The sequence below is a fragment of the Pseudoalteromonas sp. T1lg24 genome, assembly GCF_002964745.1.
Taxonomy (GTDB): Bacteria; Pseudomonadota; Gammaproteobacteria; order Enterobacterales; family Alteromonadaceae; genus Pseudoalteromonas; species Pseudoalteromonas spongiae.
The window spans coordinates 207,344-222,251 of sequence record NZ_PQCB01000018.1; the positions used below are offsets into that span (position 1 = coordinate 207,344).

5 protein-coding genes are annotated in these 14,908 nt (G+C 41.9%); 1 reads left to right on the plus strand and 4 read right to left on the minus strand.

Annotated elements, in window-relative coordinates; all coding sequences use genetic code 11:
* The first annotated feature begins 82 nt into the window (after nt 1–82).
* Entirely contained in the window at nt 83–5,005 is a 4,923-nt protein-coding gene (locus C2M30_RS11890; RefSeq protein WP_158683390.1) for an ImpA family metalloprotease, read from the plus strand.
* A gap of 106 nt (nt 5,006–5,111) precedes the next feature.
* Here the strand turns inward: C2M30_RS11890 and C2M30_RS11895 are convergent, their stop codons facing one another.
* From C2M30_RS11895 to C2M30_RS11910, 4 genes are all read right to left on the minus strand, one after another.
* Complete coding sequence (locus C2M30_RS11895) at nt 5,112–7,847, minus strand: TonB-dependent receptor plug domain-containing protein (protein ID WP_010559628.1); 2,736 nt, start codon at nt 7,845–7,847, stop codon at nt 5,112–5,114.
* Nucleotides 7,848–8,284: 437 nt separating this feature from the next.
* Nucleotides 8,285–11,398, minus strand: coding sequence for an efflux RND transporter permease subunit (locus C2M30_RS11900; RefSeq protein ID WP_105171761.1), 3,114 nt, complete (start codon nt 11,396–11,398; stop codon nt 8,285–8,287).
* Nucleotides 11,395–12,699 (minus strand): efflux RND transporter periplasmic adaptor subunit, encoded by a 1,305-nt coding sequence (locus tag C2M30_RS11905; RefSeq protein WP_105171762.1) that lies wholly within the window; start codon nt 12,697–12,699, stop codon nt 11,395–11,397. The genes C2M30_RS11900 and C2M30_RS11905 overlap by 4 nt, the downstream gene beginning before the upstream one ends.
* The gene (locus C2M30_RS11910; protein ID WP_105171763.1) at nt 12,689–14,104 is read right to left on the minus strand and encodes an efflux transporter outer membrane subunit; all 1,416 of its coding nucleotides are present in this window, start codon (nt 14,102–14,104) and stop codon (nt 12,689–12,691) included. The genes C2M30_RS11905 and C2M30_RS11910 overlap by 11 nt, the downstream gene beginning before the upstream one ends.
* Between the last annotated feature and the right edge of the window lie 804 nt (nt 14,105–14,908).

The window sequence follows — 14,908 nt, forward strand, 5'->3', positions numbered from 1 at the left end:
CCAACTTTTTGGTTATACCTCTGTTATTGCACAAATGTTAGAGTTAAAACTCAACTTAAATGCAAAATTAACAACAATAACAATGAAAAACATCAGTGCAATCTTTCTTGCTGTTGCATCTCTTACGTTATCGGGCTGTGGTGGTGGCGATAGCAGCGAAGAGAATACGCAAATAGTACTCAACACTCCTCCTACATTAACTGGCGAGCCAGACAATGCCTTTGTTGGCAAAATGTTCGAGTTTAAACCAACTGTTACAGATAAAGACAACGACCTTGTTTCAATAAGTGCCAACAATTTGCCCAGTTGGTTGACGCTTTCAAACAACATACTCACAGGCACACCAGCCGTGACGGATTTAGGAAGTACTACATTCGAATTGATTGCATCGGATGGCAAGAGCTCATCAACTTATACATACAGCGTTCAAGTCATTGACTCACAGGAAACCAATACAGCGCCTGTTGTGTCGGGTCAGATCCCAAGTGCTTATGCTGGTAAAGCATTTAGTTTCACGCCTACCATTTACGATAAAGAAAACGACGTTCTTACCTTTACAATTGAAAATGCACCAACCTGGGCTGAATTTGACCTGCAAACAGCTAGATTAAGCGGCACGCCTAGTGTGCAGGATGTTGGCACTCATCGAAATGTAGTACTCAATGTGAATGATGGTGTTAACCAAGTCGCTTTTAATTTTGATATTAAAGTACAAAGCAATACAGGCGTGAATACGCCACCAAGCATCAAAGTCAGTGACCAAACAGCAATTGTTGATAGCGCGTTTTCTTATACGCCTATTATCAGCGATGCGCAAAATGATACGCTCGCCATGGCAATAAACAATGCACCGAGTTGGCTCAGCTTTGACAATGTTACCGGCGAAATAACAGGTACACCCGAAACAAGTGACTTAGGTGTCTATAAAGATATAAAAATCACAATTTCTGACGGTGAATACAGCGTGAGTGGTATGTTTGATATCACAGTATCAGATAACAGCGTTCCTAATACAGCGCCTGAAATTTCAGGTACGCCGCCAAACGCATATGAAAACAAAGCATATACATTTGTGCTTTCTGTTACCGATAAAGAAAACGATACACTCTCATTTGAGGTTAATAACCTTCCAACATGGCTTTCGTTTGATGAGTCAAACACCACTTTTAGTGGCACCCCATCAGGCGACAATGTTGGACAACACAATAACATCAACCTAACTGTTAGTGACGGCAAGCTACAAAGCAAACTAACCTTTTCGATTACTGTATTAGCTGCCGAACCTACCAATAACCCACCAGTGATATCCGGTATACCAACTACTGCACAAGCTAATTATCCTTACTCGTTTATTCCAACCGCAAGTGATGCTGATGGTGACACTTTACGCTTTAGTGTAAGTAATCTGCCAAGCTGGGCTGCCTTTAATACTATAACAGGTGAAATTTACGGAACGCCGCATGATCAAAGTGTTGGTACCTATAACAATATTGTAATTACCGTTAATGATGGCAAAGACACTGCAAGTATTACCGTGAGCATTACCGTGGATGCTGCGCCAATCACCAATAACCCACCCGTTATCTCAGGCACACCTTTGAATGCACAAGCTAACTCAGCTTACTCTTTTATTCCAACCGCAAGTGATGCTGACGGTGACTCTTTACGCTTTAGTGTAAGTAATCTGCCAAGCTGGGCTGCCTTTAATACTATAACGGGTGAGATATACGGAACGCCGCATGAACAAAGCGTTGGTACCTATAGCAATATTGTAATTACCGTTAATGACGGCAAAGATACTGCGAGTATGACCGTGAGCATTACCGTGGATGCTGCGCCAATTACCAATAACCCACCTGAAATTTCAGGTACACCTAATAATGCAGTAGTAAACACTGCTTACGAATTTATTCCAACCACGAAAGATAGCGATGGGGATAGTCTTAACTTTAGCGTGAAAAACTTACCAAATTGGCTAAGTTTTGATAATAAAACGGGTCGCCTATTTGGTACGCCAACTAAGGATAACGTGGCAACGTACTCTAATATTGCAATTAGCGTATCTGACGGTAAGGCCGAAGCAACACTCACTATTGAGATAACCGTTGAAGCAATTAACAATCTGCCTGTACTGCTCACAACAACAGCTAAAACACGAGCGGATGAACCATTTAGCCTAGCGCTAAACGTTAAAGACGATGATAACGATACAATCACTATTACCCCGGTTAATTTACCAACATGGCTTTCGTTTAATCAAAATACTAAGACGCTTACGGGCAGTGCGAATGATGACAATGTTGGCTCACAGCAGTTAACGTTTAGCTTATCTGACGGTAAAGAAAGTAATACTCAATCACTCACTTTAGAAGTTGAAAAGAGCTGGCTGACAATTGCCATTGAAACCGGTAATGCTTTGGTTGTTAAGGAAAGTGATACCATCTTAAATGCTGCGATTAACGAGTTATCGTCACATAAGGCGCGTTTTAACTCGATTAAATCACAATTGTTTAAACAAAATGCACAAGGTGGCGTGCTAACCGCGATTGATTGGGACCCAACGCATGACGCAGCGATTTTACAAGGCCAATACCCGTTTAACGATACTGTGCTTTACACCACCAACTCAAATCAATCTGGCGGGCCAGATAGAATATTGCCTATCGCAATTGCCGGCAGTAAAACTGAAAACACAGGCAGATACCTAGCATATGGTGGCAACCCATTTAGAAACACGGTAAACGACCAAATGCTAACCTTTATGACCAATGCATTTGATTGGCTTACACAAACATCCACAACCACTAAAAACCAATTTAATGTGGTGCTAACTCAGCTTGACGAAAGCTACTGGTTTAGAGACCGCAGTTTAACGCGCGCGTGGCTTGATAATAACTACAGTAATGTTTCTTACAACCAAGCAGGTGATTGCGATGGCAATAAACTGGCTCAGTGTATTGCTGCTAAGCCCGATGTAATTATCATTTCTCGCATGGTGCGTGATGGTGATGACAAACAAGCCGTTTTAGATGCGGTTAGCTCGGCACTTGAACAAGATATCCCTGTAATATACATCCAGTATGATGGTGGTATAGGCGATCATGGCCGTAAATTATTACAACTGCTAAATATTAACCATCAAAATGATAACTATTGGTGGAAGCTTTACTTGGACGACTTTAATCCAAGTACAGTATTTAATACCTTGCCAAGCGATATGGTGGCAATAAATACCCTGCTAAATAATTTTAAAGCGGGTAACTTTAATGTCGATTTATCAAATTGTGAAACGCGCAGCTGCCCTACAGAATCAAATACTCAGAGCGAATTTTTTGCCGGTGCCGATGCCGTCAAAGCAATGTTTAACAGGTTTGATAGTGAAAAACGTAATATTTTTACAAGTGCTGACTATCGTTTAAATAAACTGCTGATTTTGCTGGCTGATTATTATCGTCAAACGGTTAGTTTCCCGATGGATAAAATCGCGACGGACACTACCTCATTTTTTAAATCTTTGTATGCCGATTACGCGGTTTACAATGTACGAGATATCAACCCTATTCAGCCAGATATGGGTAACTTTAGTCGCTCTGATTTCAGTCACATTACCCCAGAGCATGCTTCAGTTACGCTAACGGCAAAACCATACTTTCGCTCTGCTGGGGTGTACGCTATTCCTGGGCAAAGCTTTACCGTGACACGCACCGACACCCAAGATGTTTCAACCCATGTATTTATTAATACGCTGCGTACCGGCGCAACGCATATATTTAATGAAAATAAATACAACCGACCTTATCTACTGCAAACGCAAAAAATTGAAGTAAAACCCAACGAATCAGTTACCCTTACTTCAAGTTATGGTGGGCCAATTCAAATCGCATTTAATAAAAAAGATGTGGATGTGAGCTTCAGCTTTACCCACATTGGTCGTCACCCGCACTGGCGCAATAAAGCTGACGACGCCATTTTTGCAGAGCGTATGGCAAGCGGCGATTATGACTGGGCTGAAATTGCAACTCCCGGCTTTGAAGTGCATTCAAAACTGACTAAATTAGAAGCATCGCTAGCTGGTAGCATTTGGCCTGTGGCATCTGACTTTGCCAATGCAACATCTCGCTATACTCATAACTTAGTGCATGTACTTGCAGGCTTTAAAGGTCCTGGCATTGATGTTGAACCAGAAATACACGACTTTGTAACAGCTCGTGGTTTAGATGTTGATACCATTGATATTGTTAAGCATATGAATGCCGACCAACCCACTTGTGGCTGGGGTTGTAGTGGCAACCCATATGATGCAGGTTGGAACTTTAGCCCAACGGGTCATGGTGACTTACACGAACTTGGCCATGGCATAGAACGCGGTAGCATGCGCTTTGAAGGCTATGGCGGTCACTCCAATACAAACTTTTATTCGTACTTTAGTAAATCAGTTTACGAAGATGAAACAGGTGAGTCTGCTAGCTGCCAAAGCCTACCGTTTAAAGAGCTATTTAATACGTTGCAGCAAAGTAAACTTGATGCCGATCCTGTCGCTTATATGCAAGCTAACTTAACGAAAAGCTGGTCTGAACATCATGCTATTTACATGCAGCTTATGATGGCCGCACAAGCACAAAATACCCTAAATAACGGCTGGTTTGTTTACCCACGTCTGCATATTTGGGAGCGAGAATTTTATCGAGCTGATGATTCAGATAGCGCGTGGGAAAGTAAAAAAGTAGGCTTGGGCTTTGCCAATTACACCCGAGCGGAAGTTGCCAGTATTGCGCGCAACGATTGGCTGTATATTTCATTGAGCCACATTACGCAGCTTGATTTAACCAAGTGGTTTACCATGTACGGATTCACCGTATCAGATAAAGCGCAAACACAGGTAAAATCGAATGGTTTTAACGAACTAGCAGAAGTATTTTACACAAGTGAAGGCACAGGTTATTGCTCGAGTTTAAATCAAACTGAATTACCTGTTGATGGCACACAAACATGGCCACATAACTAACCACTCCACCCTTTTACAACAGCAACAAAAAAAAGCCCAGTTATTATAACTGGGCTTTCGCTAACTAACTCCAGGGAAATTAAGAGAGTTAATAATTAGGTTGATGTTAGAAACGCTGTGTGTAGTTCAACGTAAATACGCGACCACGTACATCATAAAGCGATAACACAGGTTCACGCGGTGAACTGGTTTCGCGTGGCGTATCTTCATCAAGTACATTTAACGCAGCAATTGACACAGTTGCATCCCACGGCGCGTTATAGGTGTACGTTAAGTTGTGACCAGTAAACGAATCCAACTCATTGGTAACTTGCTTTTCACCGTTATCATCAACATACGCATTTTCTTGTGCAGAAATGTAGTATGAGTATAGGTTTACAGCGTGATCGCCAAGTGACCAAGTAATGTTAGCGTTGATTCGATCTTGTGGACGGTAAACATCACCAAGTTCATCTTCACCAAGCTCTACACCACCTTCTTCATTAATAAAGCTGGTTTTGTACGCCACCATGTGCGACCAATTTAGGTCAAAATCAAGTTCACCTGCAGCTTCAAAGTCAAACTTACCTGTCAGTGTCATATCAAGACCGGCACTTTCACGTAAACCAGCGTTTGCTAATGGGCTAATAATTTCAGAAACATTGTCACCACGGTAAAGAATATCAACACCCGGTAAACGCGCTGAAATTGGTACGTTTTGACCTTCAGTTTCCCAAATTTGAATTTGCATAATTTGCAGTAATTCGTGGTCAATCGTATCTACACGGCCTTCTACATCAAGCGTCCAGTAATCGGCTGAAAGTGACCAACCGTCTGAGAACTGCCAAACTACACCCAAGTTCGTGTTATCTGATTCTTCTGGCTCTAAGTCTGGGTTACCACCTGAACTTGCCCAGTAAGATGTACGATATTCACAATCGCCAATACTAATGCCATCTTGATAACAGCCAATAAAATCTACTTCGTTTTCAGCATAACCGCGCACTACATCGCTGTATAAATCGGTTAATAATGGTGCTTGGAAACCACTACCTATTGAAGCGCGAAGTAATAGACTATCGATTGGACGGTAGCTAATATTTGCTTGTGGATTAAATGTGCCACCAAAGTCGCTGTAATCATCATAACGAGCGGCTAGTTTCACTTCCATGCCTTCAATAACAGGAATAGCCACCTCAGTAAATGCTGCAGAAACAGTACGTGAACCAACACCACCGCTACCGCCGTTACCACCACTTACGTTACCCGCTTCAGCCTGACCATCGATTTTGCTGTAGTAAGTTTCACGAGTATGTGATGCACCAACATAAGTTGACAATGCACCTGCCGGTAATTCTACGATATCAAATTGTAAACCACCGCGAACGGCTGTTTGTGTTGCACGGCGGAACTTATCAAAGTTTGCTGATACTGATGCTGGTGGACGAGATTCAGGGTCACGCGGATCCCAACCTTGCCATACACCGTCGTCATCAAAACCACCTACTGAACCTGAAAGCTGTGGCGTACTTGTGTAATTTGTGCCCCATGTAAATGCATCGTAACGTGCATAGTTAGCGCTTAGGTCCCAGTAAACATCACCAAAGTTACCGTCAAAACCAACTGCTAAATCAAGCGAGTTGTCATTGTGATCTGCAGTACGGTCGCCCGCTGAATTCATACGGTAGCCGAACCAACCGCCCGCTTCCACCGGCGTTAAGTTAAGTGTTGTTCCATCAGATGTGGTAATTGTGCGTGCTGGCAATGCGTCATCTACTGGGAACCATGCAGGGTCGCCGGCCGAAACATCGACTGTATTTTGGTTCATCCACATACCGCGAACAAACATGCTTGTATCTTCAGTTAATGAATAAGTGAAGTTAGCCATTACAGAGTCACGACGCGTTTCTGGTAAAACTTGCGCCGCTTGCGTCCAGTCGTAACCACAAATTGAGTAGCTTTCATCAGATAAACGCGTTAATGGACCGATAAATGTGCCAGAGCCTTGACCGTTATATACATCACAGTTATTTTCTTGGTTTAGTGATTGCGTTACCCAACCATTGCTCCATTGCTCTAATGCGCGACCTGTTGGACTAATACCATGCCAGTTATCAAGATAACGTGGATCTAACCCTTCTTCTTTAAGTTGCGCTTTCGCATAAGGTAAGTCAGCGTATAGAACTTGTTCTTCTTTATAGTGCTCCCAAGCAAATACAAACGATGTTTTATCTGACGAACCACCAGCTGTAAACGTATAACGCTGCGAATCGCCGCTATCGATTGTATCTGGCGTTTCAAGTTTTGCTGAAAACTCAGCACCCTCATAATCACGTTTTAAAATTACGTTGATTACACCCGCTACGGCATCTGAACCGTACACCGCCGACGCACCATCAGTTAAAATATCAATGCGCTGAATTGCCGCAGTTGGGATCATATTTAAGTTTGCAGAGCCACCCGTAACTGGTGATTTAGTCAGTCTAACGCCATCGATTAAAACCAAAGTTTGACGAGGATCGGCACCACGCAGTGCAACTTGCGCTTGCGAGCTCCACCCATTGTTTGATGCGCCACCAAATGAGCCAAAACTGTTTAGTGTTGAGTTACGTAAAACGTCACTTACTGTTGAAAAGCCCGATAATTCCATATCAGCCGCAGTAATTGAAATAACCGGTGACGCCCCTTCCATATCAACGCGTTTAATACGCGAACCAGTAATTGCAATACGTTCTACTTGTTCTGCTGCTGCATCTTCTTCGGCAGCCATAAGTGCTGGTGCACCAAGAAGAAGTGAAGAAATCGTGAAAGGTAGTAATGCCTTTTTAAAGCCCGTTTGAGAACCCCATTTATTTGTTTTCATTATTTTACTCGCCATTTATAAAAATAATTTACGTACGTGTTACTGATGTGAGAGTTTGTAACACGCAACACTTTATATAAAATATATTGTATACTTTCTACATAAATTAATACTTTTTTACACTTTTGTATACAAAATATTAATAAGACGTTTATTGATTTGACTGCAACAGTACTTTTAATACTTATTTATCAGTAAGATAGAAAAAGGCATGTGACTAAATATAATCACGAAAAATTTTTATAAAAAGAATAAAAAAGGAGCCGAAGCTCCTTTTTATAAATGACGTTTTTGATTAGCGAACCTATTGCCTTAGGAACATCAACAGATTTAGTACCAACCAAATATGCGCAAAGTTCTCAAATATAACCATTCGAATGCAATAAATTTAAGTACACTCAGTACGCTATATTTAGGGCACTAGAGTAACTCGCTACTTAAGCTGTTTGCTGATTTGTCTCGGTTAGTTTTGCATATCCCGTCTTTAACTTCTCAACAATTAAGTAATTTACTGGCACCAGAATTAGCGTAATTAACGTGGCAAAAATTATTCCGAAGCCAAGTGATACGGCCATTGGAATTAAAAACTGCGCTTGAGTTTGCTGTTCAAACAATAACGGCATTAAGCCACAGAACGTGGTAATACTTGTAAGCATTACTGGTCTAAAGCGCGATACACCTGCAGTTAACACGGCTTCCATAAGATCATGGCCATCATTTCGTCGTTTATTAATATAATCAACCAATACCAAGGAGTCGTTAACTACTACGCCAATTAACGCAAGCATACCGAGTAAACTCATAATGGTTAGTTCCATTGCCATTATCCAATGACCTAGTACCGCACCAATCATGCCAAAAGGAATTACACTCATAACAATAAGCGGTTGAATATACGATTTAAAAGGTATCGCTAATAGCGCATAAATGACAAAAAATACGAAAATCAGCGCCCATCCGAGGGAGCTAAACGACTCGCGCTGCTCTTTTGCTTCACCTTCCAGTGAATGACGCACACCAGGATACTTTGCGACTAAGCCATCTAAAAAGTCTTTTAACTCTGCCTGCAATACGGTCATATTCGTATTGGCTTTTTCAATATCCGCGGTGATATTTACCGTACGGAAACGGTCAATACGATAAATGCTCGATGGGCTTTTACCCGGCGTTAATGTTGCTACATGATTTAACGGTACTTGACCACCGCTTGGCGTATCAATCAGCAACGCATTTAATGTAGTAAGTGAACTGCGCTCACTGAGTGGTAAACGCACCATTACGCGTACATCGTCTCTACCACGTTGAATACGCTGCACCTGAACACCAAAAAATGCATTTCGTACATGACGTGTTACATCCGTACGGGTTAAACCCAGCGCCTTCCCCTGCGCGGTAAGCTCTAATTGTAACTCTTGCTTACCATCACTTAAGCTATCAGCAATGTCGAAAACGGTAGGGTACGTTGCCAAATGCTTTTTAACTTGGTCGGCCACTTCCTGCAAAGTAGTCAGAGACATACCCGTTAGTTGCACATCTATTGGATCGCTTGAACGACCAATTTCGGCTCTAAATGTTAGCGTTTCGGCTCCTGGAATTTGTCCTATTAGACCGCGCCACTCGGATACCAATTCGCGCGAGCCAATATCAAGGGCGCGAGATTCTGGTGGCGTTATTTCAAAACGCACGCCACCGGTGTTTGTTGCGCCACCGCGCCCGCCTGTGGTAGCAAGTACATTTATAATGACACTCTCACCGGTATCGGGATCGCGATACTTTTCTCGCAATACCTCTGCTTTATCAGCCATTAAGTCAATGTATTTTGCCGTCACGTTAAAAGGCGTACCGGTTGGTAAGGTGAGGTTTGCACGCACGGTTTCACTCGGAATTCGCGGAAAGAAAATAAATTTAGTCCAGCCGCTCATAATCAATGACAAAATAATAAAAAATATCGCCACAAATAAAGATAATGTGATGCCTTTATTACTCACTGCTTTATTTAGAAGAGGACGGTAGTATTTAAAAATTTTGCGTTCAAAGCCATCTGCAAAGTTCTGTTGAAACTGACTAAATTTGCTTACCTGCCCTTTTTCCTTACGCAACTTTAAGTACTTAAGGTGAGCCGGTAATACAAATTTAGATTCCACCAACGACATAAGTAGAACTGGGATAACAACAACCGGAATTTGCGCAAATAATGCGCCACGAGCGCCATCAATAAATGCGAGCGGTAAAAACGCCGCTACTGTGGTTAAGATGCCAAACGTTACAGGCGTTGCAACTTCTTGTGTGCCTTTTATGGCCGCTTCCTCTCCTGACTCAGAGCCATTTAAGTGAGTATAAACGTTTTCTCCGGTAACAATGGCATCATCAACAACAATACCAAGTACCAATATAAAGCCAAACAGACTCATAATATTGAGTGTGATGCCAAAAAGTGGCATGGCTAGAAATGCGCCCATAAATGACACAGGAATACCAATGAACACCCAAAACGCAATCGCGGGACGTAAGAATAAGGTCAATAAAGCAAGCACTAAAATGCCGCCTTGTAATGCATTTGAGGTTAATGTTGAAATACGATTTTTGACGATAACAGAGTCATCATCCCAGTAACTTAGCTCGTACCCTGCTGGTAATTTGCCTTGCTGACTTTGAATATACTCTTTTACTTTATCAGCCACATCAATCGCACTTTGGTCGCCAATGCGATACACCTCAATAAACGCAGCTTGTTTACCATTAAAACGCGTGCGAACGGGTGATTCTTCAAAGCCGTCTTGAATATTGGCCACATCAGATAAACGGATCAGTGAGCCATCTGGCAAGCTCTTTACAATAATACTTGCAAATTCATCTTTGTAGTACGCTTGGCCTTTCGAGCGCAGTAAAATATCACCGCCACTTGAGCGTAAATTACCCGCCGAAATATCAGCACTTGAACGATCAATCGCATTGCTAATATCTGCAATGCTTAATTGATATTGACGCAGTTTATCTTGGCTTATTTCGACCGCAATTTCATAGTTACGAACACCGTCAAGCTCAAGCTGAGTTACGCCCGGAATACGCAATAAATCATCGCGAACCTGTTCAGCAAATTCACGGGTTTCTTTCTCTGAATAATTGCCTGAAACAGTCACGTTAATCACATCGCGTTTTCGCTGGGCAAGTGATACTACGGGTTTTTCGGCATCACTTGGAAAGGTATTTATTGCATCTACGCGACTTTTTATGTCGGCCAGCATATCGCGAGGGTCGTAACCAGTGTCGACTTCGATTGTGACTGACGCCGAACCTTCAGAGGAGCGACTGCGGATTTCTTTAATGCCCTCTAAATCCTGCACCGCTTCTTCTATGCGAATAGTGATACCTTGCTCTACATCTTCCGGTGTTGCCCCGCGCAATGACATGCTGACGCTAATACGGTCGGTTTCAAACGACGGGAACACTTCAAGCGGTAATTGTGTTGTTAGCGAAAACAGGCCACCGATTAAAATGCTGATCATCAACAAGTTTGCGGCAACATGATTGCGTGTAAACCAGGCGATCATAGTGCTTTCTCCTGTTCACGCATGGCTTTACGTTCAGCTTTTAATTGCTCTACGGTAATTCCGCGCTGTTTTGCAATTTCTTTTAACTTAGTTACGCGTTGCTCTGAGTCGCGTTTTTTTGCTGGCATTTCGCCAATAACGGCAACACGTGTGCCACTACTTACTTGACCAAGCGGTGTTACTACCAAGCGCTCATTCGCCATTAAACCGGTCGCGACCAAACTCTCACTTTCGCCCTGCCAAGCAAGAGCAATATCTTTTCTTAGTAATTGATTTTCTTTATCCAACACATAAACGTAGCTACCTTGATAAATCGCGTTATTTGGAATGACCAAGGCGTTTGAAATTTCACGACCTGTAATAGTAGCGCTAACATATTGGCCAATTTTCACTGGATTTTGTCCCGATACCGGCGTTGAGTACGGGTCTTCAATTTGAGCAACCACATAAAGTTGTTGTGATGCATCATTAATTGCCCCTTCCGTTCTCACTAAGGTGCCTTGCCATATTTGCTCGCCAATTAGATCAGAATTAAACGTAACAAGGCTATTTTGATTTGTTTTTTCACCACTTTGATACACTTCTGGCAAATTTATAAAGGCTAAATCTTTATTATTAATCGGTAATCGAATTTCGACTTTATCGGTGGCGAAAATCTCGGCAAGTTGGGCATTGTTTGACACCACCTGACCAATATCAACATGCTTTTTAAGTACACGCCCAGAAAACGGCGCGACAATTTTTGTGCGCTCAAGTACAAGCTGTGCTTTTTCAAGTTTTGCTTGCGCCGACAATACGTTAGCCTGCTGAGCGGCTAATTGCGGTTTACGTAACACTAAATCACTGGGAGCATCGCCACTTCCTAAACGCTGCCAATCAGCCAGCGCTTGTTTTCCTCTCGCCTGCTCTTCAACTAACGCTTGCTTTGCCGATAATAAACTGGCCTCTGCAATTTTTACTTCAGCAAGATAGTCGCGCTCATCAATGCTGAGTAACATTTGACCCTTTTCAAAAAAACCACCATCGCGCAAGCTATCGCTGATAAAGCTGATTTCGCCTGACACTTGTGCCACTAAAATGCTTTGCGTGCGCGGTTTTACAATTCCATAGCTTGCTACCTGTACTCGGTAAGAACGCGGTTCAATAGTCTTTGCATCAACAATAAGTTGCGCTTGCTTAGCGCCACCAAAACGCTTTGCTGTGGGTGGATTTTTAAAAATAACACTGACGATAATGCCCGCCACAATCAAAATTAAAACTGGCATTACAAAACGTGGGAATCGTGTTTTATTAATTGGCATTAGCGTTTTCCTTTAATTCTGCGACGTTAAAATCGCCACCGAGTGCAACATGTAAGTCAACACGGTTTGCTATCAGTAAATTTTTTATCGTTATTAAGCTACTTTGTGCGTCAAAAGAACGCTTCTGCGCATCAAGTACCGTGGTATAACTCACCAAACCTTTCAAATACTGTTCAAATGATAAGGTTTCAGCGAGCTTAGCGTTATTAGCAGCGAGTAAAGTTGATTCGTACCTTTGCTGCAAATTACGCTCGGCTGAAATGCCATTTTCAACACTTTGGAATGCTAAATAGAGAGTATCTAAATAGCTAAGTTCTTGTTTATTAAGTTCAAGCAATGCTTTTTCTTCGTTGGCTTGTAAGCGGCCTGCATTAAATAATGGCGCAGTAAGTGACCCCGCCAACGACCACGCAACATTACCACCAGCCAGTAAATCACTGATATCACTGCTATCTGGCCCAATGCTGCCGGTCAATTTTAAACTAGGGAAACGCTGTTTATGGGCATAGGCAAGCGCCGCATCTTTTGCCAGCAAGTTATACCAACTTGCAATAAGCGATGGCTTTCGAGTGATTAACTCTGACGGCATACCAAGTGGAATATCTGATGTTAATAACGGAAGCTCAGCAGTCACCGAAAGTAAACCCGATGGGTAGTCACCTAGCAGCAACTCTAAATCCCTAATGCGCTCTACTTGCGTATTTTGCTGCGCAACTAAGCGAGATTTTTCGTTGTTAAGTTCGTTGCGTGTTAAGTACACATCTAGCGCGTCATTGAGTCCTTGGCGGTATCCCGACTCTATGATCTCTAAATTTTGTTGTGCAAGCACAAGTCGTTCGTTTAGAAGTGCAACTTGGTTATTCGCCTCAATTACGGCAAACCAAGCTTTAACGACAGCGGCAACTAATGCTTGTTTTTGCGATAAGTAATCGGCTTCTAATGCCATCACATTTAAATTAGCATTTCGCTCTTTTGCCGATAGCTTTCCCCAAACATCTAATTCATAAGATAAATTTAGGTCTAGCCCATTACCATTGGAGTAGCTATCTGTAGTTGGATTATAGCGGCGATTACTTGCAAGCGATAAATCAAGAGTTGGCCATAAATCACTACCAGTCACGATGAGTTGTTGTTTCGAAACGGCAATATCTAATGCCTTTTGCTGCAAACTGCGGTTATTCGCAAGTGCTTTTTCAACCAACTCGAACGCTTGCGTATTTTGCAATTCGTTCAACCAATTACCTTTCACAGCCAAGTATTGGCTTTGCGCCTGCCATGCTTCGGGGGTATTTATGTTAGTCCGATAATCTGACGTTATTTTATTTGTTGTATTACAGCCAGCTAATGTTATCAGTAAACCTACAGCGAGATTTACTTTGAAAAGCGGCTTCAACCTGTTGCCCATGGTGTCTTCTCACTAGAGAATAAATATCTTCAATATCATAGTTTAATAATTGTCTAAGAAGTGTCTCAATAAACTTTACATAGACTTACATTCATTGCTAATACAGAAACACCTGCCAATAAGATCATTATGACTAACAGTCAAAACTTAATCGAGTACGTGACAAGTAAATGGACGATTGAACTAGTCGCCAATAGATAAAATAGCTTAAAGTCAATTTAAAACAGCCACTTACAAAGACATAAATTAAAAGAAAAAATAAATAAAGGAACTTAAAATAAGTGCTGCTCAGCAATTGAGGCGGACAAAATTGTCAGGAGCAATTTTTAACATGCGCAGCATGGCTCGGAAAAAACAGGGAAGTATTTTCTCATCGAACTCATACCAATTTTATTAACTACTTTGTCATTCTAGCGAGTTAAACGCCTCATTAACTGCGTTAAAAAATTCTTATGTAGAACAACTACATGTTAAATTTTTCGCCTTGTTTATGAACCGTTTCTCTGTCGCAATAAGTGACCTATCAATTAATGCAATTGGTATAATGAGATTTCGCAAAACACTAAATTTCAGACATAAAAAAACCGACCTAAAGGCCTGAGTTTTAGAATAAGTGGTGCCCAACAATGGAGGCGGACAAAATTGTCAGGAACAATTTTGAACATGCGCAGCATGGCTTGGAAAATACAAGGAGGTATTTTCTCATCGGACTCCTACCAATTTTATTAACTACTTTGTCATTCTAGCGAGTTAAACGCCTCATTAACTGCGTTAAAAAATTCTTATGTAGAACACTACATGTTA

Excerpts from the sequence above, each read along its gene's own strand:
- C2M30_RS11890 (WP_158683390.1), top strand. The coding sequence starts at position 83 with ATGAAAAACATCAGTGCAATCTTTCTTGCTGTTGCATCTCTTACGTTA.
- C2M30_RS11900 (WP_105171761.1), bottom strand. The coding sequence starts at position 11,398 with ATGATCGCCTGGTTTACACGCAATCATGTTGCCGCAAACTTGTTGATG.
- C2M30_RS11895 (WP_010559628.1), bottom strand. The coding sequence starts at position 7,847 with ATGAAAACAAATAAATGGGGTTCTCAAACGGGCTTTAAAAAGGCATTA.
- C2M30_RS11905 (WP_105171762.1), bottom strand. The coding sequence starts at position 12,699 with ATGCCAATTAATAAAACACGATTCCCACGTTTTGTAATGCCAGTTTTA.
- C2M30_RS11910 (WP_105171763.1), bottom strand. The coding sequence starts at position 14,104 with ATGGGCAACAGGTTGAAGCCGCTTTTCAAAGTAAATCTCGCTGTAGGT.